Annotated in this window: 18 protein-coding genes; 15 read left to right on the top strand and 3 right to left on the bottom strand. The window is 62.6% G+C overall.

Annotation, left to right across the window (positions count from 1 at the left end; translation table 11 throughout):
- Positions 1–42: 42 nt before the first annotated feature.
- Both HKK57_RS17390 and HKK57_RS17395 read right to left on the bottom strand, forming a co-directional pair.
- On the bottom strand, positions 43–2,796 hold the full coding sequence (locus HKK57_RS17390; protein WP_029299730.1) for a response regulator: 2,754 nt from the start codon (positions 2,794–2,796) through the stop codon (positions 43–45).
- A 798-nt stretch (positions 2,797–3,594) separates the two neighbouring features.
- A complete protein-coding gene (locus tag HKK57_RS17395) occupies positions 3,595–4,110 on the bottom strand; it encodes a DUF2062 domain-containing protein (protein ID WP_029299728.1) in 516 nt (171 codons plus the stop codon).
- A 136-nt stretch (positions 4,111–4,246) separates the two neighbouring features.
- On the opposite strand from HKK57_RS17395, the gene HKK57_RS17400 reads away from it, so the two are divergent.
- From HKK57_RS17400 to HKK57_RS17455, 12 genes are all read left to right on the top strand, one after another.
- The gene (locus HKK57_RS17400) at positions 4,247–6,502 is read left to right on the top strand and encodes a DNA internalization-related competence protein ComEC/Rec2 (RefSeq protein ID WP_237150383.1); all 2,256 of its coding nucleotides are present in this window, start codon (positions 4,247–4,249) and stop codon (positions 6,500–6,502) included.
- 75 nt (positions 6,503–6,577) lie between these two features.
- Positions 6,578–7,213 carry a MotA/TolQ/ExbB proton channel family protein gene (locus tag HKK57_RS17405; RefSeq protein WP_029299724.1) on the top strand — a complete coding sequence of 212 codons (636 nt, stop codon included), beginning with the start codon at positions 6,578–6,580 and terminating at the stop codon, positions 7,211–7,213.
- Positions 7,210–7,638 (top strand): ExbD/TolR family protein, encoded by a 429-nt coding sequence (locus tag HKK57_RS17410; protein WP_029299722.1) that lies wholly within the window; start codon positions 7,210–7,212, stop codon positions 7,636–7,638. The genes HKK57_RS17405 and HKK57_RS17410 overlap by 4 nt, the downstream gene beginning before the upstream one ends.
- Entirely contained in the window at positions 7,638–8,648 is a 1,011-nt protein-coding gene (gene lpxK, locus HKK57_RS17415) for a tetraacyldisaccharide 4'-kinase (protein WP_169390483.1), read from the top strand. Before HKK57_RS17410 ends, lpxK begins: the two co-directional genes overlap by 1 nt.
- A 24-nt stretch (positions 8,649–8,672) precedes the next feature.
- Entirely contained in the window at positions 8,673–8,858 is a 186-nt protein-coding gene (locus tag HKK57_RS17420; RefSeq protein WP_003174668.1) for a Trm112 family protein, read from the top strand.
- Entirely contained in the window at positions 8,855–9,619 is a 765-nt protein-coding gene (kdsB, locus tag HKK57_RS17425) for a 3-deoxy-manno-octulosonate cytidylyltransferase (RefSeq protein ID WP_070994651.1), read from the top strand. The genes HKK57_RS17420 and kdsB overlap by 4 nt, the downstream gene beginning before the upstream one ends.
- Positions 9,619–10,083 (top strand): low molecular weight protein-tyrosine-phosphatase, encoded by a 465-nt coding sequence (locus HKK57_RS17430; protein WP_029299713.1) that lies wholly within the window; start codon positions 9,619–9,621, stop codon positions 10,081–10,083. Before kdsB ends, HKK57_RS17430 begins: the two co-directional genes overlap by 1 nt.
- Positions 10,080–11,099, top strand: a complete 1,020-nt coding sequence (murB, locus tag HKK57_RS17435; RefSeq protein WP_154906766.1) for a UDP-N-acetylmuramate dehydrogenase — start codon at positions 10,080–10,082, stop codon at positions 11,097–11,099. The genes HKK57_RS17430 and murB overlap by 4 nt, the downstream gene beginning before the upstream one ends.
- A gap of 393 nt (positions 11,100–11,492) precedes the next feature.
- A complete protein-coding gene (locus HKK57_RS17440) occupies positions 11,493–11,963 on the top strand; it encodes a (2Fe-2S)-binding protein (protein ID WP_029299710.1) in 471 nt (156 codons plus the stop codon).
- On the top strand, positions 11,960–14,281 hold the full coding sequence (locus HKK57_RS17445; protein ID WP_169390484.1) for a xanthine dehydrogenase family protein molybdopterin-binding subunit: 2,322 nt from the start codon (positions 11,960–11,962) through the stop codon (positions 14,279–14,281). The genes HKK57_RS17440 and HKK57_RS17445 overlap by 4 nt, the downstream gene beginning before the upstream one ends.
- The gene (locus HKK57_RS17450; RefSeq protein WP_029299707.1) at positions 14,281–15,267 is read left to right on the top strand and encodes an XdhC family protein; all 987 of its coding nucleotides are present in this window, start codon (positions 14,281–14,283) and stop codon (positions 15,265–15,267) included. The genes HKK57_RS17445 and HKK57_RS17450 overlap by 1 nt, the downstream gene beginning before the upstream one ends.
- Positions 15,264–15,842: a nucleotidyltransferase family protein gene (locus tag HKK57_RS17455; RefSeq protein WP_178121977.1), complete on the top strand. Its 579-nt coding sequence runs from the start codon at positions 15,264–15,266 to the stop codon at positions 15,840–15,842. The genes HKK57_RS17450 and HKK57_RS17455 overlap by 4 nt, the downstream gene beginning before the upstream one ends.
- Positions 15,843–15,996: 154 nt before the next feature.
- Here the strand turns inward: HKK57_RS17455 and rne are convergent, their stop codons facing one another.
- The gene (gene rne, locus HKK57_RS17460) at positions 15,997–19,236 is read right to left on the bottom strand and encodes a ribonuclease E (RefSeq protein WP_169390485.1); all 3,240 of its coding nucleotides are present in this window, start codon (positions 19,234–19,236) and stop codon (positions 15,997–15,999) included.
- Positions 19,237–19,937: 701 nt separating this feature from the next.
- Here rne and rluC point away from each other — a divergent pair.
- From rluC to HKK57_RS17475, 3 genes are read left to right on the top strand one after another with little or no spacing between them, the layout of a single operon-like run.
- Entirely contained in the window at positions 19,938–20,897 is a 960-nt protein-coding gene (rluC, locus tag HKK57_RS17465) for a 23S rRNA pseudouridine(955/2504/2580) synthase RluC (protein WP_005790558.1), read from the top strand.
- A complete protein-coding gene (locus HKK57_RS17470; RefSeq protein WP_169390486.1) occupies positions 20,884–21,546 on the top strand; it encodes an HAD-IIIA family hydrolase in 663 nt (220 codons plus the stop codon). The genes rluC and HKK57_RS17470 overlap by 14 nt, the downstream gene beginning before the upstream one ends.
- 21 nt (positions 21,547–21,567) lie before the next feature.
- A complete protein-coding gene (locus HKK57_RS17475) occupies positions 21,568–22,557 on the top strand; it encodes a S49 family peptidase (RefSeq protein ID WP_092237589.1) in 990 nt (329 codons plus the stop codon).
- Positions 22,558–22,644 lie beyond the last annotated feature (87 nt).

Here is a 22,644-nt window from a genome sequence, read left to right on the forward strand (position 1 = left end):
AGGTATGTTGCCCGTCATGGGGGGTTGGCGTGTTGTTCTCTGTCAGGCGTTGACCCGGGCTTCGCTGGCAAGGCGGGCAATCGCCATGTCCAACTCATCGAGGGCGGCGATGGCCTTGGCGTCATCTTGCTTGAGCAAGGTTTCGGCGCGCTGGCAGGCGGCGCGTAATTGCGGCACGCCGCAGTAGCGGGTGGCGCCGTGCAGGCGGTGGACCCGTTCGATCAGCGCGTTATTGTCGTTGGCTTCGCGGGCGATGCACACCGCCTCGCGGTCGGCTTCCAGGGACGCCAGCAGCATGGCCAGCATGTCGGCGGCCAAGTCTGCCTTGCCGGCCGCCAGGCGCAGGCCTTCCTCATGGTCCAGCACTGGCAGTTGGGCGGCGGGGCCGTGGCCTTCGACGGCGCGCTCCGGGCCTTGATTGCGCAAGGCCAGGCCGGTCCATTTCAGCACCACTTGGGCCAGTTGCCGCTCGCTGATGGGTTTGGTCAGGTAGTCATCCATGCCGCTTTGCAGCAGGGCGCGTTTTTCATTGGCCATGGCATGGGCCGTCAGCGCGACGATAGGCAGCGGTGTGCCATGGCGCTCGCTTTCCCACTGGCGAATCGCCTCGGTGCTCTGGCGCCCGTCCATACCGGGCATCTGCACATCCATCAGCACCAGGTCGAAGGCTTCTTTTTTCACCGCTTCGATGGCGGTATAGCCGCTTTCCACGGCCTGGACCTTGGCGCCCATGTCTTCGAGCAGGGTCTGCACCAGCAGCAGGTTGGCCGGGTTGTCATCGACACACAGCACCCGTGGCGCGCGGCTGGACAACGGTTCGCCGGGCTCGCTGCGCAACGGCCGCGGGCTGATCAGGTCGGACAGTGCCCGGCGCAATTTGCGGGTGCAGGCCGGTTTGGCCTGCAGCTGGCTGTTGGGGTTGGGCACCGACAGGTTGAACAGCAATTGCTCGGTGGTCGGGCACAGCACCAGGACTTTGCAGCCCAGGTGTTCGAGGTCCCACAGGTGTTGGTTGAGGCGTTCTGGCGGAATGTCATTGGCGGTGATGCCCAACACCGCCAGATCGATGGCATGTTCGGTCTGGTGCGCGCTGGTGATGCCGTTGGTGAGGTTCTCCAGGCTGTTGAACGGCGTGACCTCCAGGCCACAGTCTTCCAACTGGTGTTGCAGGGCCTGGCGCGCCAGTTCGTGATTCTCCAGCACCGCCACGCGCCGGCCCAGCAGCGGCGGGGAGGGCAGGTCTTCGATATCGTCGCGGGTCTTGGGCAGGTTGAGGCTGATCCAGAACTCCGAACCCTGGCCCGGCGTGCTGTCGACGCCGATTTCACCGCCCATCTGCTCGATCAGGCGCTTGGAGATCACCAGGCCCAACCCCGTGCCGCCGGGCTGGCGGGACAGTGAGTTATCGGCCTGGCTGAAGGCCTGGAACAGGGCGCGTACATCCTGGTTGGACAGGCCGATGCCGGTGTCCTGCACGCTGATGCGCAGTTGTACGCTGTCTTCCTGCTCGTCTTCAAGCATGGCCCGGGCCACGATAGTGCCCTCGCGGGTGAACTTGATGGCATTGCTCACCAGGTTGGTGAGGATCTGCTTGAGACGCAACGGGTCGCCCACCAGGGACAGGGGCGTATCGCGGTAGACCAGGCTCACCAGCTCCAGCTGTTTGGCGTGGGCGGCCGGGGCGAGAATGGTCAGGGTGTCTTGCAGCAGGTCGCGCAGGTTGAACGGAATATTGTCGAGTACCAGCTTGCCGGCTTCGATTTTCGAGAAGTCGAGAATTTCGTTGATGATACCCAGCAGGTTGTCGGCGGATTTTTCGATGGTGCCCAGGTAATCCAACTGACGGGGCGACAGCTCGCTTTTCTGCAGCAGGTGGGTAAAACCGAGGATGCCGTTGAGCGGCGTGCGGATTTCATGGCTCATATTGGCCAGGAACTCCGACTTGATGCGGCTGGCCTCGAGGGCCTCCTTGCGGGCCAGGTCCAGCTCGATATTCTGGATCTCGATGGTTTCCAGGTTCTGGCGCACATCTTCGGTGGCCTGGTCGATACTGTGTTGCAGTTCTTCCTGGGCGTTTTGCAGGGTTTCGGCCATGCGGTTGATACCGGACGCCAGTTGATCCAGCTCCTGGCTGCCCAAGGGCGGCAAACGGGTTTCCAGGTTGCCATCCTTGAGCTGCGCCACCGCTTGCTTGATCTGCCCGATGGGTGAGTTGATCGTGCGACTGATGCGCAATGCCAGGGCCGCGGTGCAGATCAGGCCGACGGCGATCAACAGGAGGCTGGCGAACAGGCTGCGATAGCCGCGTAGCAACATGCCGTTGTGGGACAGTTCCAGCTCGACCCAGCCCAGCAGGCGGTCGGCTTCGTCGGGAATCAGCTCGCCGGCGAGGTTGCGATGGCGGCCGAACACGGGCAGCAGGTAGCGGGTGGCGTCATTGTCGGTGCGTTGCAACAGGTGTGAGCTGTTGCCGATGGGCGGAGGGTTGAGCATGGTCGGGCCGGCATGGGCCAGGGACGAGCGGTCGGGCGCCAGGAAGGACACGGCCCGCACATCGACTTGTTCCAGGGACTGGGTCGCGATGCGCTCCAGCAGATCGATGTTCTTGCTGCCCAGTGCCGGCGCCACCAGCGGCGCCAACTGTTCGGCGATCATCTCGCCGCGATTGAGCAGCTGGGTTTGCAGGTCCGAAAGCTGCATCCAGGTGAAATAACCGCCCAGCAGCAATGCCATCAGGCTGGTAGGCAATAAGGTCAGCAACAGTACGCGGCCTTTTATCCCCATTCTTCTTAGCACGCCACTCTCCCGCTACCACACTGATGTCGACATTCTACGCAGGCATCCGGCCCGCGCTACCTGCGCAGTGTAGCCATATGAGGGGCTTGGAATCTTGCAAAAAATGCTTGAGAGGGCGATGGCGGGATTATTGAGCGGCAGTAACGGCGGGTATCGCTGCCTCCCTGATCGTTAAAGCGTACGCGTACTTCGGTAGGCGCTGGCTTGCCCGCGATGGCCATGAGTATCTACACAACTCTTTGGTGGTTCTTGGGGCTGGGTACATATCCGTTGCTGCGGTCACGGCGGCTATGGGTTCCGCCCTGACGGCGGGTCACTTTCGAAGAGCCGGAGTGCCGGCCCAGTCCAAAGTAACCAAAGCGCTCTTGCCCCACCACTCGGTGCCTCGCCTAGGCTCGGCATGCCCGCAGTCAGGCATTGCTCCGTGGGCCCGCCGCGATCGGCCATCCATGGCCGTGTCGCGGCTACCCCGGCATCCATGCCGGGGTGCCCACTGCGCAATACCTGCCTGCGGCCATCGTGGTTTGACGGGGCGCCCAAGATCAAAAGCCAGATCAAAAACAGAACAACAGCACCGCCAGAGCGCGCAGCTGCATTCCCCTGTGGGAGCTGGCTTGCATGCGATGAGCATAGGTATCTACGCAACTTTCAGAAACTGACGAACTCTCCTGTGACAAGCCCGCTCGCCACAACTGCGCTATCTGCCTGGATTTAGGTGTTGCGGCAAAGTCGTGTAGATACCTATGCCGCGATGGCGCCCGCCGGGACACCTCTGCTCCTGAACTGAGGGGCCGCCTTCTATCGATTACGCTGCTGGCGCTTTTTCCATTGATGACCCACCCACCACCGCCAATACACCATCGTCAGGCAGTACGCCAGCGCGCCCAAGACCAGCCCCATCACCACCGAGCCCAGCAGGAACGGCTGCCACATGGTCGACAGTTGCCCACTGATCCATTCCCAGGTCAGTTCGTCGGGCAGGGTGCGCGGTGGGATGTTCATCAGCCAGGTGCCGGTCATGTAGGTGCAGAAGAACACCACCGGCATGGTAATTGGGTTGGTCAGCCATACCAGGCTCACGGCAATGGGCATATTGCCGCGCACGCAGATGGCGAGGACGGCCGCCAGCAGCATCTGCAACGGGATGGGAATGAAGGCGGCAAACAGGCCGACAGCCATGGCCCGGGCAACCGAGTGCCGGTTGAGGTGCCAAAGGTTGGGGTCATGGAGCAGCGTCCCGAGAAAGCGTAAGGACTTGTGTTCCCGAATGCTGGTCGGATCGGGCATGTACCGTTTGAATAAGCGCCGTGGCATAGGGGGTCCAGGTCAGTTCGAGGGGCAAGTATGCCCGTATTCTACGAACGGGAAATTCAGACTTTGTGACAAAAAATCATAGTCCGCCCGGAACCACTCGGCTAACACTCAATGGGTCACTTTCAAGGAATGATCCATGCGTACAGGGATGTTTGCGCTGGCGTTGGGGCTGCTGGCGTTGCGCCTGCTGCCTGCCTTGCCGCCGGTCGGTTGGTTGCTGGTGTTGCCGGTGGTGGCGTTGATGCTGCTGCCGTTTCGAACTTATCCGCTGGCATTTTTCCTGTTGGGCCTGGGGTGGGCCTGTTTCAGCGCGCAACGAGCCCTCGACGATCGGCTCAGCCCCGCGCTGGACGGCCAGACCCGCTGGCTGGAAGGGCGCGTCAGCGGGCTGGCGCAGCAGGCCAATGGGGTGGTGCGCTTCGAGTTGAGCGACAGCCGGTCACGTCAGGACCGGCTGCCCCAGCGTATTCGCGTGAGCTGGCAGGGTGGCCCCGCAGTGCGCAGCGGTGAGCGCTGGCGTTTGGCGGTGACCCTCAAGCGTCCCGCCGGCCTACTGAATTTCCATGGCTTCGACCAGGAGGCCTGGCTGTTGGCCCAGCGTGTGGGGGCGATCGGGTCGGTCAAGGATGGCCAGCGCCTGGCGCCGGCCCGGCATGCCTGGCGCGATGGGATCCGCCAGCAGTTGTTGGCAGTCGATGCCCTGGGGCGCGAAGCCGGGCTGGCTGCACTGGTGCTGGGCGACGGCTCCGGTCTGGCCGCCGAGGACTGGCGCATTTTGCAGGCCACTGGCACCGTGCATCTATTGGTCATCTCCGGTCAACATATCGGCCTGTTGTCGGGCTTGATCTACGCCCTGGTGGCCGGGCTGGCCCGCTACGGCTGCTGGCCCAGGCGCTTGCCCTGGCTGCCTTGGGCCTGCGGCCTGGCATTTGCCGGGGCGCTGGCCTATGGCGTGCTGGCCGGTTTTGAAGTGCCGGTGCAGCGGGCCTGTGTAATGGTGGGGCTGGTGCTGCTGTGGCGCTTGCGGTTTCGCCATCTGGGGATCTGGTGGCCACTACTGCTGGCCCTGAATGCGGTGTTGATCATCGAACCGCTGGCCAGCCTGCAACCGGGGTTTTGGCTGTCGTTTGCCGCCGTGGCCGTGTTGGTGCTGGCCTTCGGCGGCCGCCTGGGGCCATGGCGCGCCTGGCTTGCCTGGACCCGTGCCCAATGGCTGATCGCTATTGGTCTGTTCCCGCTGCTGCTGATCCTCGGCTTGCCTATCAGCTTGAGCGCGCCGCTGGCCAATCTGTTTGCCGTGCCGTGGATCAGCCTGCTGGTGCTGCCGTTGGCGCTGGCGGGCACGCTGTTGCTGGCGCTGCCGTGGCTGGGCGGCGGCCTGCTGTGGCTGGCGGGTGGCGCACTGGATTGGCTGTTCATGGCCCTGGCCATGCTGGCCGAGCGCGTACCGGCCTGGATGCCTGCCGAGGTGCCCGTTGGCTACTGGTTGCTGAGCCTGCTGGGGGCACTGCTGTTATTGATGCCCAAGGGCATTCCCTTTCGCCTGCTGGGTTGGCCCCTGTTGCTGCTGGCGGTGTTCCCGCCCCGCGAATCGATCCCGTTGGGGCAGGTAGCGGTGGAGCAACTGGATGTCGGCCAGGGCCTGTCGATAGTGCTGCGCACCCGCAACCACGTGCTGTTGTATGACGCCGGTCCGCGGCTTGGGGAGTTCGACCTCGGTGAGCGCGTGGTACTGCCGGCGCTGCGCAAGCTGGGGGTTGGCCAAGTGGACTTGATGCTGCTCAGTCACGCCGACGCCGACCATGCCGGGGGCGCTGCGGCGGTTGCGCGGGGGGGGCCGGTCAAGCGGGTGGTGGGCGGGGAAACCCAGGGCCTGCCAGCGTTCCTCCAGACCCAGGCCTGTGTCAGCGGTGAGCAATGGGAATGGGACGGTGTGGCGTTCCAACTGTGGCAATGGGCGGATGCCAGCAACGGCAATGCGAAGTCCTGCGTGCTGCAAGTCCAGGCCAATGGTGAGCGCCTGCTGCTGACCGGCGATATAGACCGCGAGGCCGAGCGGGCCTTGCTCGCCACGCCCCTGGCGGTCGCCACCGATTGGCTGCAAGCGCCCCATCATGGCAGTCGCAGTTCCTCGTCATGGCCGTTCGTCCAGCGAGTCGCCCCCAAGGCCGTGTTGATCTCCCGCGGGCGTGGCAACTCCTTTGGCCATCCGCACCCGCAAGTACTGGCGCGTTACCGGTATTTGCGCAGCGCCATTTATGACAGCGCCGAGCAGGGCGCCATCCGCCTGCGCCTGGGGGCTTTCCAGGCGCCGGTCATGGCACGCAGCCAGCGTCGTTTCTGGCGCGCGCCTGTCATTGACAGTTACCAAAGGCCGGTGCCTGCGACATGATGGCTGTCGGCGGGCAGGCCCTTCCTCGTCAGCCTATATGCTAAAGTGGCGCACTTTTTCGAGGGGACATTCACTGTGTGGGAATTGGTCAAATCCGGCGGCTGGATGATGTTGCCGATCATTCTGAGCTCCATCGCCGCACTCGGCATCGTTGCCGAACGCCTGTGGACCCTGCGTGCCAGCCGCGTGACCCCTGATCATCTGCTGGGGCAGGTCTGGCGCTGGATCAAGGACAAGCAACTGGACAAGGAAAAACTCAAGGAATTGCGGGCCAATTCCCCCCTGGGCGAGATCCTCGCCGCCGGCCTTGCCAACTCCAAGCACGGTCGCGAGATCATGAAGGAGTGCATTGAAGAAGCCGCCGCCCGGGTCATCCACGAGCTGGAGCGCTATATCAATGCCCTGGGCACCATCGCCGCGATGGCACCGTTGCTCGGCTTGCTTGGCACGGTGCTGGGCATGATCGATATCTTCAGCGCCTTTACCGGTTCGGGCATGACCACCAACGCCTCGGTATTGGCCGGGGGGATTTCCAAGGCCTTGATCACCACGGCTGCGGGCTTGATGGTGGGTATCCCGGCGGTATTCTTCCACCGCTTCCTGCAGCGCCGCATCGATGAACTGGTGGTGGGTATGGAGCAGGAGGCGATCAAGCTGGTGGAAGTGGTCCAGGGCGACCGTGACGTCGACCTGGTCGAGGGCAAAGCGTGAAATTTCGCCGCAAGCCTCGGGAAACCGTCGATATCAACCTGGCGTCGTTGATCGATGTGGTGTTTATCCTGTTGTTGTTTTTTGTCGTCACCACCACCTTTACCCGGGAAACCCAACTGCGGGTCGAACTGCCGGAAGCGGTCAGCGGTTCGCCGGCCGAAGACCAGCAGCTCAAGCAGTTGGAGATCACCATCAGCGCCGAAGGGGTGTTTTCGGTGAACAACCAGTTGCTTGAGAAGAACGACGTGGCCAGCGTAATGGACGCGCTGCAGAAGGAGTCCGGCGGTGATACGCAAATGCCGCTGTCCATCAGCGCCGATGGCAAGACCCCGCACCAGGCCGTGATCACCGCAATGGATGCTGCCGGCAAGCTCGGTTTCAGCCATTTGCGCATGACCACCGTCGAGGCGGCGGGGCAGCCTTGATGGCCTTGTCCGATCGTTTGCTCAAGGCCTGGTACGAGGGCCATCCGGCGCTCAAGCTTCTGCAACCGTTGGAGGCGCTCTATCGACGGGTGGTCAAGCGCAAGCGCGACCGGTTCCTGGCGGGCGAGGGGACGATCTACCAATCACCGGTGCCCATCGTCGTGGTCGGCAATATCACCGTGGGCGGCACGGGCAAGACGCCGTTGATCCTGTGGTTGATCGACCATTGCCAGCGCAGTGGCCTGCGGGTTGGCGTGGTCAGCCGTGGCTATGGGGCCAAGCCGCCGCAGTTGCCCTGGCGGGTGCAAGCCAGCGATAGCGCGCAAGTGGCCGGTGACGAGCCCTTGCTGATCGTGCAGCGCAGTGGCGTCCCCCTGGTGATCGACCCTGATCGCAGCCGTGCGGTGCAGGCCCTGCTCGCCAGCGACACCCTGGACCTGATCCTGTCCGACGATGGCCTGCAGCATTACCGCCTGGCCCGTGACCTTGAACTGGTGCTGATCGACAACGCCCGCGGCCTGGGCAATCGCCGCTGCCTGCCTGCCGGGCCACTGCGCGAACCGGTCGAGCGTCTGCGCAGCGTCGATGCGCTGCTCTACAACGGCGCCGGGGCTGATCGCGAGGATGGCTTTGCCTTCCGCCTGCTACCCACCACCCTGGTCAACCTGCTGACCGGCGAGCGCCAGCCACTGGACCATTTTCCGCTGGGCCAGCGGGTGCATGCGGTCGCCGGTATCGGCAACCCGCAACGTTTCTTCAATACCCTTGAAACGCTACACTGGCTGCCGATACCCCATGCGTTTGCCGACCATGCGCCCTACAGCGCCGAGGTCCTGAATTTTACGCCGTCACTGCCGTTGGTCATGACCGAAAAGGACGCGGTGAAGTGCCGCGCCTTTGCCCAGGCACACTGGTGGTACCTTGCAGTCGATGCGGCACCGTCAGCGGCGTTTATCGCCTGGTTCGACACGCAACTGATGCGCCTGCTGCCGGCTCGACTTTTGCCTTAAAACGCTTTTATCCAGGAAACCCCCATGGACACCAAACTGCTTGATATCCTCGCTTGCCCGATCTGCAAAGGCCCGCTCAAGCTCAGCGCCGACAAGACCGAGCTGATCAGCAAAGGCGCAGGCCTTGCGTACCCGATCCGCGACGGCATCCCGGTGATGCTGGAAAGCGAAGCCCGTACCCTGACGACCGACGAGCGCCTGGATAAATGACCACTGCCTTCACTGTTGTCATCCCGTCGCGCTATGCCTCCACCCGCCTGCCCGGCAAACCTTTGCAGATGATCGGCGGCAAGCCGATGATCCAACTGGTCTGGGAACAGGCCTGCAAAAGCAGCGCCCAGCGCGTTGTGGTGGCCACTGATGACCTGCGGATCATCGAGGCCTGCAAGGGTTTTGGCGCCGAAGCGGTGCTGACCCGTGAAGACCACAACTCCGGCACCGACCGCCTGGCGGAAGTCGCCACGCACCTGGGCCTGGCGCCGGACGCCATCGTGGTCAACGTGCAAGGCGACGAGCCGTTGATCCCACCGTGTGTCATCGACCAGGTCGCCGCCAACCTGGCCGCCCATGCCGAAGCGCGCATGGCGACGCTGGCCGAACCGATCGAAGACATTGAGACCTTGTTCAACCCCAATGTGGTCAAGGTGGTCAGTGACATCAATGGCCTGGCCTTGACCTTCAGCCGTTCGACCCTGCCCTGGGCGCGCGATGAATTCGCCAGGCAACGTGACGTCTTGCCGGCCGGCGTGCCGTATCGCCGCCATATCGGCATCTACGCCTACCGCGCCGGTTTCCTGCATGACTTCGTCAGCTGGGGCCCATGCTGGCTGGAAAACACCGAGGCCTTGGAGCAACTGCGGGCCCTGTGGCACGGCGTGCGCATTCATGTCGACGATGCCATGGAAGCCCCGCCGGCCGGCGTCGATACGCCGGAAGACCTTGAGCGCGTGCGTCGGTTGCTGGGGGCTTGATGGAAGTCCTGTTTGTTTGCCTGGGCAATATCTGCCGCTCGCCCACCGCCGAAGGCGTCCTGCGCCATAAATTGCGGGCTGCCGGGCTGGCCGACCAGGTCGAGGTGGCCTCCGCCGGCACCGGCGAATGGCATATCGGCAAGGCGCCGGACAAGCGCAGCCAGCAAGCGGCGCTGCGCCGTGGCTACGACTTGTCGGCCCAGCGTGCCCAGCAGGTGTCGCGCGCCGACTTTGCGCGCTACGACCTGATCCTGGCCATGGACCAGAGCAACCTGCGTAACCTCAAGGCCATGCAACCGGCCCAGGGCAAGGCAGAGTTGGACCTGTTCCTGCGCCGCTACGACTCGGCGGTGGATGAAGTGCCGGATCCGTATTACGACGGCGAGCAAGGTTTTGAGCAGGTCCTGGACCTGATCGAGGCCGCCTGTGATTTGCTGGTGATCGAATTGAAGGGGCGTTTATGAGCCTGGATGTACAGCCCCAGGTTTCCCTGAAGGCCTTCAACAGTTTTGGCATTGACGTGCGTGCGCAGTTGTTCGCCGAAGCCCATAACGATGCCGATGTGCGCGAGGCCCTGGCCTATGCGGCGGCGCAACAGCTGCCGTTGCTGGTGATCGGGGGCGGCAGCAACCTGCTGCTGACCCAGGACATCCCGGCGTTGGTGTTGCGCATGGCGACCCAGGGTATCCGGGTGCTGCACGACGACGGCCAGCAGGTTGTGGTGGAAGCCGAGGCGGGGGAGGCCTGGCATCCCTTTGTGCTGTGGACCCTTGCACAAGGGTTCTCTGGCCTGGAAAACCTCAGCCTGATTCCCGGTACGGTCGGTGCGGCACCGATGCAGAACATTGGCGCCTACGGGGTCGAGATCAAGGATGTGTTCGCCGGCCTGACCGCCCTCGACCGCCAGACCGGCGAGTTGCGGGATTTCAGCCTAGCAGAATGCAACTTCGCCTACCGCGACAGCCTGTTCAAGCACGAGGTGGGGCGCTGGCTGATCCTGCGCGTACGCTTTACCTTGAGCCGCGTGGCGCACTTGCAACTCGGCTATGGCCCGGTGCAACAGCGCCTGGCTGAGCAGGGCATTACCCAGGCGACACCGAGCGATGTCAGCCGGGCCATTTGCAGCATTCGCAGTGAGAAACTGCCCGACCCTGCGGTCTTGGGCAACGCCGGTAGTTTCTTCAAGAACCCGCTGGTGCCCCAGGTGCTGGCGACGCAATTGAAGCTGCAGTATCCCGATCTGGTGGCTTACCCCCAGGCCGATGGCCAAGTGAAACTGGCGGCCGGCTGGTTGATTGAAAAGGCCGGCTGGAAAGGCTTTCGCGACGGTGATGCTGGTGTGCATCGCTTGCAGGCGCTGGTGCTGGTCAACTACGGCGCGGCCACGGGCCTGGAGATTTCCAGCCTGGCCCAACGCATCCAGCGCGATATCGCCGAGCGCTTCAAGGTCGATCTGGAAATGGAGCCCAATCGTTATTGAGCTACGCTTCTAGCGTGTTGAACAAAGCCCTGCATTGCAGGGCTTTTTTGTTAATGCTGGGTTAACTTAGCAGGCTAACGATGCCTGTTTATCGTTTTATAGATACTGTTTATCAAAGGCCCGGTGAAAGGTCGGTGTTGTTCGTGCAGGGAATGGTAGGAGCGAGCTTGCTCGCGAAGATCGTCAACGATGACGTGGGCGCTCTGAATCAACGTGGTGTCCTGGCGTTTTTCGTGAGCAGGCTCGCTCCTGCAGTGATGCACATTCCCTGACGCAACACCTGTCTTCACAAGAGAGCCCGATTAGCCTGAGCCATCTGCGTGAACCAACTCCGCTCCCCTGAAAGCGGCAGATAGCTCGACCCCATAATCCAATCACTATGCGGGCGTGCCCATGATTACTCTCAAACTCAACGGTCAAGATCATCCGCTGGATGTCACCGAGGACATGCCCCTGTTGTGGGCGATCCGCGATGTGGCGGGTTACAACGGCACCAAATTCGGTTGCGGCATGGGCCTGTGCGGCGCCTGCACTATCCATATCGATGGCTCGCCGGCCCGCAGTTGCATCACGCCTATTGGCTCGGTCAAAGGGCAGAACGTCAGCACCATCGATAACCTGCACAATGACCCGGTTGGCCAGGTTGTGCAGCAAGCGTGGCTGGACACGGCAGTGGCCCAGTGTGGTTACTGCCAGGGTGGGCAGATCATGTCGGCTACGGCACTGCTGAAAACCAACCCCAATCCCAGCGATGCGCAGATTGAAGAGGCCATGGTCGGCAACATCTGCCGCTGCGGCACGTACAACCGCATCAAGACAGCGATCCGCCAGGCCGCGACGCATCTGCAGGGGGACAAGGCATGAACCAGTTGCCAAGCAATTTTGCCCTGAACAACCTGAGCCGTCGTGGTTTCCTCAAGGGCGTCGGTGCGACCGGTGCGCTGGTGGTGGCCGCCAGTTGGGGCCTGCCCCAGGCCTTTGCCGAGGAGGTGAAGCAATACGGCGGGGCAGCCATGCCCAACGGCGTGATCGATGACCCCAAGGTGTATGTCAGCATCGCCACCGATGGCACTGTCACCGTGATCTGCAACCGCTCCGAAATGGGCCAAGGAGTGCGCACCAGCCTGACCATGGTGGTGGCCGACGAGCTGGAGGCCGATTGGGCGCTGGTGAAGGTTGCGCAGGCCCCGGGCGATGAAGTGCGTTTTGGCAACCAGGATACCGACGGTTCGCGCAGCATGCGCCATTGGTACGAGCCGATGCGCCGTTGCGGCGCAGCCGTGCGCAGCATGTTGGAACAGGCTGCCGCCGAGCAGTGGAAAGTGCCGCTGGGCGAGTGCCGTGCGCAGTTGCATAAAGTGATTCACCAGCCCAGCGGCCGTGAGCTGGGCTATGGCGCCCTGGCTGCAGCCGCCGGTGCGCTGGCGGTGCCGGCGCGGGACAGTCTGCGGCTCAAGCAGCCATCGGAGTTTCGCTATATCGGCAAGGAGGCCACCAAGGCCATCGACGGTGCCGATATCGTCAACGGCCGGGCGGTGTACGGCGCCGATGTGCATTTTGACGGCATGTTGTTTGCGACCATTGCGCGGCCCAAGGTGTATGGCGGCAAGGTCAAGTCGTTCGATGCCAGCGCGGCGTTGAAAGTCCCCGGGGTGATCAAGGTCCTGCAAATCGAAAGTCGGCCCGTGCCCTCGGAGTTCCAGCCCTTGGGCGGCGTAGCGGTGGTCGCCAGCAATACCTGGGCGGCGATCAAGGGGCGTGAAGCGCTGCAGATTGTCTGGGAGGACGGCGTCAATGCCGGCTACAACTCCATCGACTACCGCAAGACCCTGGAAGCCGCGGCCCTTGAGCCCGGCAAAGTGGTGCGCAATACCGGCAGCATCGACCAGGCCCTGAGCGATGCCGACAGCACCCTGGAAGCCGCGTATTACTTGCCACACCTGGCGCAGTCGCCCATGGAGCCGATGGTTGCCGTGGCCCGTTATCAAGACGGGCAATGCGAGGCCTGGGCGCCGAGCCAGGCGCCGCAGGTCACGCGGGAGCGGGTCGCCGAGCGCCTTGGTTTGCCATTCGATAACGTCACGATCCACGTCACCCTGTTGGGCGGCGGCTTTGGGCGCAAGTCCAAGCCGGACTTCATCATTGAAGCTGCGGTGCTGGCCAAGGAGTTTCCCGGCAAGGCCGTGCGCGTGCAGTGGACCCGTGAAGACGATATCCATAACTCCTACTTTCACACCGTGTCTGCCGAGTACCTCAAGTCCGGCCTGAACAAGGACGGCATGCCCTCCGCCTGGCTGCACCGCACCGTGGCGCCGAGCATCACCGCGCTGTTTGCGCCGGGTATGAACCATGAGGCCGCGTTTGAATTGGGCATGGGCTTTACCAACATGGCGTACGCCATTCCCAATGTGCGCCTGGAAAACCCCGAGGCCGCCGCCCACACCCGTGTGGGTTGGTACCGTTCGGTGTCGAACATCCCCCACGGTTTTGCCATCCAGAGCTTTGTCGATGAACTGGCGCACAAGGCCGGCCAGGATCCGCTGAAATATCAGCTCAAGCTGCTGGGCCCGGATCGTCAGATCGATCCACGCACCTTGAGTGAAGAGTGGAACTACGGCGAGTCACCCGAGCGTTACCCGATTGATACGGCGCGCATGCGTGGCGTGCTCGAGGCCGCGGCCAAGGCTGCCGGCTGGGGGCGCACGCTGCCCAAGGGGCGCGGCCTGGGGCTGGCGGTGCACTACAGCTTTGTGACGTATGTGGCGGCGGTGATCGAGGTGGAGGTCAAGGGTGATGGCACGCTGATCGTGCACAAGGCGGATATCGCCGTGGATTGCGGCCCGCAAATCAACCCGGAGCGCATCCGCTCGCAGTTCGAGGGTGCTTGCGTCATGGGCTTGGGGAATGCGGTCCTGGGAGAAATCAGCTTCAAGGATGGCAAGGTCCAGCAGGACAATTTCCACATGTATGAAGTGGCGCGTATGTCCCTGGCTCCCCGGGAAATTGCCATACATTTGGTCACTCCGGCAGGCGAGGTCCCCCTCGGCGGTGTGGGTGAGCCGGGCGTGCCGCCGATTGCGCCGGCGCTGTGCAATGCGATATTTGCCGCCACCGGCAAGCGCATCCGTAACCTGCCGGTGCGTTATCAGTTGCAGGGTTGGCAGCAGGAGGCGCAGGCCTGATGGACAGCGTGGATCTGAATGTCCTGCGCAGCGTGCTGGAGTGGCGCCGCGCAGGGCAACGGGTGGTGCTGTACAGCGTGGTCCAGACCTGGGGCAGCGCACCACGGCCGCCGGGGGCGATGCTGGCCCTGCGTGGCGACGGGGTGGTGATCGGCTCGGTATCCGGTGGCTGCATCGAAGATGACCTGATCGCCCGTCTGCACGATGGCCGCCTGCCAGACAATGGGCCGCCGGTGCAGTTGGTGACCTACGGCGTCACCCGCGACGAAGCGGCGCGTTTTGGTCTGCCATGCGGCGGTACCTTGCGCCTGACGGAGGAGCGGGTGGAAGAATATGCCTGGGTGGCGGAGTTGTTGGCGCGTTGTGAGGCCCATGAAATTGTGGCGCGGGAACTGGACTTGGCGACGGGCAGTGTGCGCTTGAGCGTGGCGAGCAAGTCCGACATCGTCAGTTTTGACGGTGAGCGTTTGCGGGCCATCTACGGTCCGCGCTGGCGCCTGCTGCTGATCGGTGCGGGCCAGTTGTCGCGTTATGTGGCAGAGATAGCGCGCCTGTTGGATTTTGAAGTACTGATCTGCGATCCCCGCGCGGAGTTTGTGCATGGCTGGGAAGAACAGCACGGGCGCTTTGTGCCGGGAATGCCCGATGAGGCGGTGCTCAATATCCAGACAGACGAGCGCACGGCCATTGTTGCCCTGACCCACGATCCGCGCCTGGACGATATGGCGCTACTGACCGCGTTGAACTCCCGGGCGTTCTACATCGGGGCCCTGGGCTCACAGCTCAATAGCCGCAAGCGTCGGGAAAACCTCGCGTTACTGGGCCTGGGGGCCGAGGCAATTGCGCGGCTGCACGGCCCGATCGGTCTTCATATTGGCAGTCATACGCCGGCAGAGATCGCCTTGTCCCTGATGGCGCACATCGTCGCGATCAAGAACGGTGTGGAAGTGTTGCAAGCCAAACCCGTACGGGAGGCGGTCAGTTGACGAGTGCGATCACCGCAATCGTCCTGGCGGCGGGGCAGGGCAGCCGGTTCCGTGCGCAAAGCGGGCAGGACAAACTGCTGGCTCATTGTGTGGGGCGTGATGGAGTGACACGGCCGGTCTTCGAGCATGTGCTGCTCAATCTGCCGGCCAGCATCACTGGGCGATGGGTCGTTACATCGCCAGCGTGCAGCGAGGTCATCCGTTTGGCCACGGATCATGGCTGCGAAGTGTTGCTGCTGGAGTCGGCAGGCATGGGGGACAGCATCGCGGCAGGGGTGGCGGCCAGTGCCCCGGCAGCGGGTTGGCTGGTGGTGTTGGGGGATATGCCGTTTATTCAGGCGTCGAGTATTGAGCGGGTGATAGAGCGGGTGGATGGGATCAGTGTGCCGGTGCACGCCGGCCGGCAGGGCCATCCCGTTGCATTTGGCCAGGCATTGGGGCTCGCCTTAATGGAACTGACGGGGGATCGTGGTGCCAAGGCCCTGTTTGCCCAGGCTGATGTTCGGCAGGTGCCGGTGGATGATCCCGGGGTGTTGTGGGATGTGGATGTGCCGCAAGCACTGGAATTCAGGTAGGGGGTGGCTTGGCAGCGATGGCGGCCTCAAATTCACCACGCCTCTCTCTACCGCCATCGCGGGCAAGCCCGCTCCCACATTTGATTTCTGTCGTTGAACCCATAAAAAAGCCCCGCCTGATTGCTCAGGCGGGGCTTTTTAGTTGCCGTTGGAATCAGGCGAGGGGTTTAGGCTCGTGCTCTTCTTCCAGGGCTTTGGGGTTGTGCTCTACCACTTCTTCAACGGAACGCAGGTTCTCGTCGATGACCGGGGCAGTGTGCTCAACTTCAGCTTCGATGGCCGGTGCTTGCGCAACGGCCTCGACTACGGCCGGGGCCGCTGCCGCTGCTTCTTCGGCTTCTTTCTGCAGGCGCTCGGCTTCACGCTTGCGACGACGCACTTCACGCGGGTCGTTAGGCGCACGGCCGTTTTCGGTGAGGGCGCTGGCAGGGGCTTCGACCACTGGGGCGGCCACTTCGGCTACCACTGGGGTTTCCACCACCACCGGAGCCGGCTCGGCAACCACGACTGGTTCTGCAACCACCGCAGGTTCGGCGACAGGTGCTGGAGCTTCCTCTACCGGAGCCGGGGCTGGTGCTTCGGCGACGACGGCTGGCTCGGCAGTCCACTGGAAGGCGGTCTGTTCTTCACGAACTTCACGAACTTCACGCACTTCTGGGGTTGGCTCGGCAACTGGCGCTTCGACAACCGCTTCAACCGCAGGCTGTGGCTCAACCACGACCGCAGGTGTGGCCACGACTTCGGCTTCAGCTTCAGGCTGGGCTTCGTGAACCGGTGCAACTTCCACTTCTGGCGCGGCAGGTGCTTCGACCACGGTGGTCGCTTCGACAACCGGTGCTTCGACGACGGCAGTTTCCTGCACGGCAGCGGTGGCACGTTCGGCCTGCTGGTTGGCTTCGGCTTCGGCAGGTGCGCTGATGACCGAGCTGGCAACCGCTGCGGTAACGGCCAGGCCGGCAGCCAGTTCGGTGCTGGTCGGCTCGTTGTTGGCTGCTTCTTCAGTGGCTTCGCCGGTCTCTTCCGAGCCTTCGATCACATTGCCGTTAGCATCACGTTGACGCTCACGACGGTTGCTGCGACGACGCTGGCCACGGGAGCGGCGGCGTGGACGATCGCCTTCGGCGTTGTCCTGGCCATCTTCCTGTGGCTGCTCATCGTTGCTCAGCAGTTCGTCTTCACTGGCGGCGGCAGCTTGCTCGGCACGTGGTTGACGCTCTTCACGCGGTGGGCGTGGGGCGCGTTCTTCACGGGGCTGGCGGGCCGGACGTTCTTCCGTCGCGGTATCCACTGCAACAGCACCAGCGGCGGCCACGGCTGGAGCGGCGTCCAGTGGCTCGCGCAGTTCACGTACACGTTCTTCACGCTCGCCACGCGGCTTGCGATCTTCACGTGGGGCGCGAGGCGCGCGCGGTGCGCGTTCTTCACGTGGCGCACGCTCTTCACGCGGAGCACGTTCTTCACGGGCTGCGGCCGGGGCTTCTTCACGGGCTTCGCGCGGTTGACGCTCTTCACGTGGTGCGCGTTCTTCACGCGGTGCACGCTCTTCGCGAGGCTTGCGTTCTTCGTCACGGCGACCGTTGCGGTTACGGCTCTGCTGGCGACCGTTGCGACGCTCTTCGTTGCGTGCAGGGCGTTCAGCGGTAGGCTTCTCGACCACGGCTGGAGCAGCAGGCTCTTCCTTGGTGGCGAACAGGCTGACCAGCGACTTCACCAGGCCCTTGAACAGGCTTGGTTCCGGCAGGGAAGCAGGCGTGGCAACCGGGGCAGCGGCTTCAGCCGGCACGGGTGCATTGGCACGGGCCGGCGCGGTCTTGACGGCAGCTTCCTGGCGAACCAGGGTGCGGGTCGCGGCGGCTGGCTGGACTTCTTCGACTTCGGCAGCAGCCGCGGCGATTTCGTAGCTGGACTGGCCGCTGTGGGCTTCCGGGCTGTCGTCACGCAGGCGCTGGACTTCGAAGTGCGGCGTCTCGAGGTGATCGTTCGGCAGGATCACGATGCGGGCACGGGTGCGCAGTTCGATCTTGGTGATCGAGTTGCGTTTTTCGTTGAGCAGGAAGGCGGCGACCGGGATCGGCACTTGCGCGCGGACTTCGGCGGTGCGGTCTTTCAGGGCTTCTTCTTCGATCAGGCGCAGGATCGCCAGGGACAGCGATTCAACGTCACGGATGATGCCGGTGCCGTTGCAACGCGGGCAGACGATGCCGCTGCTCTCGCCCAGGGATGGACGCAGGCGCTGACGGGACATTTCCAGCAGGCCGAAGCGCGAGATGCGGCCAACTTGCACGCGGGCACGGTCGGCTTCCAGGCATTCGCGGACTTTTTCTTCCACGGCGCGCTGGTTCTTGGCTGGGGTCATGTCGATGAAGTCGATCACGATCAGGCCGCCGATATCACGCAGGCGCAGTTGGCGAGCGATCTCTTCGGCTGCTTCCAGGTTGGTCTGCAGGGCGGTTTCTTCGATGTCGCTGCCTTTGGTGGCGCGCGCCGAGTTGATGTCGATGGACACCAGGGCTTCGGTCGGATCGATGACGATGGAGCCACCGGAAGGCAGTTCGACTACGCGCTGGAAGGCGGTTTCGATCTGGCTTTCGATCTGGAAACGGTTGAACAGCGGTACGCTGTCTTCGTACAGCTTGATCTTGCTGGCGTACTGCGGCATCACCTGGCGGATGAAGGTCAGGGCTTCGTCCTGGGCTTCAACGCTGTCGATCAGCACTTCGCCGATGTCCTGGCGCAGGTAGTCGCGGATGGCACGGATGATCACGTTGCTTTCCTGATAGATCAGGAATGGCGCGGAGCGGTCCAGGGACGCTTCTTTAATAGCAGTCCACAGTTGCAGCAGGTAATCGAGGTCCCACTGCATTTCTTCGCTGCTGCGGCCAAGGCCGGCAGTGCGCACGATCAGGCCCATGTCGGCCGGGGCGATCAGGCCGTTCAGCGCTTCACGCAGTTCGTTGCGCTCTTCGCCTTCGATGCGACGGGAGATGCCGCCGGCACGCGGGTTGTTCGGCATCAGGACCAGGTAACGGCCAGCTAGGCTGATGAAAGTGGTCAGGGCTGCGCCCTTGTTGCCACGTTCTTCTTTTTCGACCTGGACGATGACTTCCTGGCCTTCGCTCAGGACGTCCTTGATGTTCACGCGGCCTTCAGGGGCTTTCTTGAAGTATTCGCGGGAGATTTCCTTGAGGGGCAGGAAGCCATGGCGCTCAGAGCCAAAATCGACAAAGGCAGCCTCAAGGCTTGGCTCGATGCGAGTAATCCGGCCTTTATAGATGTTGGCCTTCTTCTGCTCGCGTGCACCGGACTCGATGTCCAGGTCGTAGAGGCGTTGGCCATCTACCAGTGCAACACGCAACTCTTCGGGTTGAGTTGCGTTAATCAGCATTCTTTTCATGTTGTACCGTCGGTTTCCGGGCTGCCGGAAACGGCGTTCGGCACACACGACTTCTCACGGTCGGTGTCAGGTGCGTCAAGAGTGGTTGGCCACTCCAGTGTCCAGCAATACCGGCCAATTGGGCTGGTATCGCGACTTACGCGTCCTGCTTGCTGTGGTGACTTAATAAGCACTCAGTCAGGAGGAGGAATCAACCGGCGACTGTGGACGAGATGAAGCGTCTAAATATAAGCCTAGTGCTACACAGTCCGACGGTTGTGCATCTCCACCCTACACGTATCCCTGATAATTCGGGTGCTGCCGCGCGCAGAATCCGCAGCGGGTTGGCATTTACCGTGTTCTCCAATGGGGAGTTCACGCTCATGGCTAATAACAGGCGTTGTTTCCGAAGCATTCGCCGTGGTCTGGTACAAGACTGACTGCACTTTGTGAACTGGCCGTAAATATCGGCGCAATAGGCGAGTAATCACTCTGCTTATCGCACTCGCTTCAGGCCTCATGTCACCTGCGCTTGTTACAATCTTGAGCCTTCCAGTGTGGCAAGAGCCCCGTAGGACGGCCTCGCGTCCTGATGAATTGCGATGGTCAGGGGCGGCAGTTTGCCGCGAGTCCTCTGTCCAGGCCGCTTTTGGCGGCGTTCGCGACTATAGCAGCAATGATTAAGTGCTTCAATTCCATAAAAAATTGTTATCATTCCCGCCATGACGACTACCACCCCCCCGACCCCCAGCGTCCAGCTGCTTGAGGTCTCGCCGGAATATGCCGGCCAACGCATCGACAATTTTCTTCTGGCCAGGCTCAAAGGCGTGCCCAAGACCTTGATTTATCGCATTTTGCGTAAAGGCGAAGTGCGGGTGAACAAGGGGCGGATCAAGCCTGAGTACAAGCTGCAGGCGGGCGATATCGTCCGCGTGCCGCCTGTGCGGGTGCCTGAGCGTGACGAGCCCGTGCCGCTGGCCCAGGGCCTGTTGCAACGCCTCGAAGCCTCGATTGTCTTCGAAGACAACAAGCTGATCGTGATCAACAAGCCGTGTGGCATTGCGGTTCATGGCGGCAGCGGCCTGAATTTCGGGGTGATCGAAGCCTTTCGTCAGTTGCGTCCGGATGCCAAGGAGTTGGAGTTGGTCCATCGTCTGGATCGCGATACCTCCGGCCTTCTTATGATCGCCAAGAAACGCAGCATGTTGCGCCACCTGCATACCGCCTTGCGCGGCGATGGCGTGGACAAGCGGTATATGGCCCTGGTGCGTGGCAATTGGGCATCGTCGATCAAGAGCGTGCGTGCGCCGTTGCAGAAGAGCAACCTGCGATCCGGCGAGCGTATGGTCGAAGTGGACGAGGAGGGCAAGGAGGCGCTGACCCTGTTCAAGGTGCTACGGCGTTTCGGCGACTTTGCGACCATGGTCGAGGCCAAGCCGGTGACCGGGCGTACCCACCAGATTCGCGTACATACCTTGCACGCCGGCCACTGTATTGCTGGCGATACCAAGTATGGCGACGAGGGGTTCTCCAAGGAAATCCGTGATCTGGGCGGCAAGCGCCTGTTCCTGCACGCCTACATGCTGACGGTGCCGTTGCCAGATGGTGGTGAATTGAAGTTACAGGCGCCCGTCGATGAGATGTGGGCCAAGACCGTGGAGCGCCTGAGTGTCGCGCCCTGACTATAAACTGCTGATTTTTGACTGGGATGGCACCCTGTGCGATTCCATTGGCCGGATTGTCGAGTCCATGCATATGGCCTCGACCCGCTCCGGCTTTGAGCTGTGCAGTGACCTGGCGGTCAAGGGCATCATTGGCCTGGGTTTGCCCGAAGCCATTCGTACCTTGTACCCGCAGATATCCGACAGTGAACTGGTAGCGTTCCGCGAGCACTACGCCGATCACTACATTGCCCTTGAGTCCGAACCTTCGCCTTTGTTCGATGGGGTGGTGCAGTCCCTGGCGGCATTGCGTGAGCAGGGCTATCACCTGGCAGTGGCCACCGGCAAGGCCCGGCGCGGGCTGGATCGGGTGCTCAAGGCCAATGGCTGGGAATATTACTTCGACGTCACACGGGCCGCCGATGAAACCGCGAGCAAGCCTCATCCGTTGATGCTGGAGCAGATCATGGCCCATTGCGGCGTTTCTGCCCGTGAGTCGTTGATGGTCGGCGATGCCTCGTTTGACCTGCTGATGGCGCGCAATGCCGGCATGGACAGTGTTGCCGTCAGTTATGGCGCCCAGTCCCCGCAAGCGCTGCAGGCTTACGAGCCGCGCCTGACGATTGACAGGTTTTCCCAATTGCACGCCTGGCTCAACCAGGCCCGTTAAGTTTTTGCTGGGGTAGATGGCATGACCGATGAGTGGAAGGCGCCGACCAAGGCCGCTGCCGACAATGGCGATGATAAAAGCTGGAAACTGCTGGAAAAAACCCTGCTGGCGGGTGTCCAGGAGCAGCGTCGGGCGCGGCGCTGGGGGATCTTCTTCAAGCTCCTGACCTTTACCTACCTGATCGGCATGTTGGTGCTGTTCAGTCCCTTGGTGGATATGGAAAAAAGCGCCGCCCGCAGCGGCAGCTACACCGCGCTGATCGAGGTGCGCGGGGTGATTGCCGACAAGGAGTCTGCCAGCGCCGACAATATCGTCAGCAGCCTGCGCACCGCCTTCGAGGATCCCAAGGTCAAGGGTGTGGTGCTGCGCATCAATAGCCCGGGTGGCAGTCCGGTGCAGTCTGGCTATGTCTATGACGAAATCCGCCGCCTGCGCGCGTTGCATCCTGAGATCAAGCTGTACGCGGTGATCTCTGATCTGGGGGCTTCGGGCGCCTATTACATTGCCAGTGCTGCCGACCAGATTTACGCCGACAAGGCCAGCCTGGTGGGTTCCATTGGCGTGACGGCGGCCGGCTACGGGTTTGTCGGGGCCATGGAGAAGCTGGGGGTTGAGCGGCGTACCTACACCTCGGGCGAGCATAAGTCGTTTCTCGACCCGTTCCAGCCACAAAAGGCTGACGAAACCCAGTTCTGGCAGAGCGTGCTCGACACCACCCATCGCCAGTTCATTGCGAGCGTCAAGCAGGGGCGCGGTGAGCGGCTCAAGGATAAAGAACATCCGGAGTTGTTCTCCGGGCTGATCTGGTCTGGCGAACAGGCCTTGCCATTGGGCTTGATCGATGGCCTGGGCAGTGCCAGTTCGGTGGCGCGGGATGTGATTGGCGAGAAGGAATTGGTGGACTTCACCGTCCAGGAATCGCCGTTCGATCGCTTCTCCAAGCGTCTGGGTGCCAGTGTGGCGGAGAAGCTGGCGCTGTATATGGGCTTCCAGGGCCCGACCCTGCGCTGATCTCAGGTTGGCATAGCTCAAAGTGTGGTGCGGGCTTGCTCGCGAATGTGCAGTGTCGGTCACTGGCTGTGTATCTGACACGCCGCA

Origin of the sequence: Pseudomonas sp. ADAK21 (assembly GCF_012935735.1) — a bacterium.
Classification (GTDB): Bacteria; Pseudomonadota; Gammaproteobacteria; order Pseudomonadales; family Pseudomonadaceae; genus Aquipseudomonas; species Aquipseudomonas proteolytica.

Coding starts and splice junctions, on each gene's coding strand:
- HKK57_RS17475 (WP_092237589.1), top strand. CDS start 21,568: ATGACCGATGAGTGGAAGGCGCCGACCAAGGCCGCTGCCGACAATGGC.
- HKK57_RS17400 (WP_237150383.1), top strand. CDS start 4,247: ATGCGTACAGGGATGTTTGCGCTGGCGTTGGGGCTGCTGGCGTTGCGC.
- murB (WP_154906766.1), top strand. CDS start 10,080: ATGAGCCTGGATGTACAGCCCCAGGTTTCCCTGAAGGCCTTCAACAGT.
- HKK57_RS17395 (WP_029299728.1), bottom strand. CDS start 4,110: ATGCCACGGCGCTTATTCAAACGGTACATGCCCGATCCGACCAGCATT.
- HKK57_RS17440 (WP_029299710.1), top strand. CDS start 11,493: ATGATTACTCTCAAACTCAACGGTCAAGATCATCCGCTGGATGTCACC.
- rne (WP_169390485.1), bottom strand. CDS start 19,236: ATGAAAAGAATGCTGATTAACGCAACTCAACCCGAAGAGTTGCGTGTT.
- HKK57_RS17445 (WP_169390484.1), top strand. CDS start 11,960: ATGAACCAGTTGCCAAGCAATTTTGCCCTGAACAACCTGAGCCGTCGT.
- HKK57_RS17420 (WP_003174668.1), top strand. CDS start 8,673: ATGGACACCAAACTGCTTGATATCCTCGCTTGCCCGATCTGCAAAGGC.
- lpxK (WP_169390483.1), top strand. CDS start 7,638: ATGGCCTTGTCCGATCGTTTGCTCAAGGCCTGGTACGAGGGCCATCCG.
- kdsB (WP_070994651.1), top strand. CDS start 8,855: ATGACCACTGCCTTCACTGTTGTCATCCCGTCGCGCTATGCCTCCACC.
- HKK57_RS17450 (WP_029299707.1), top strand. CDS start 14,281: ATGGACAGCGTGGATCTGAATGTCCTGCGCAGCGTGCTGGAGTGGCGC.
- HKK57_RS17430 (WP_029299713.1), top strand. CDS start 9,619: ATGGAAGTCCTGTTTGTTTGCCTGGGCAATATCTGCCGCTCGCCCACC.
- rluC (WP_005790558.1), top strand. CDS start 19,938: ATGACGACTACCACCCCCCCGACCCCCAGCGTCCAGCTGCTTGAGGTC.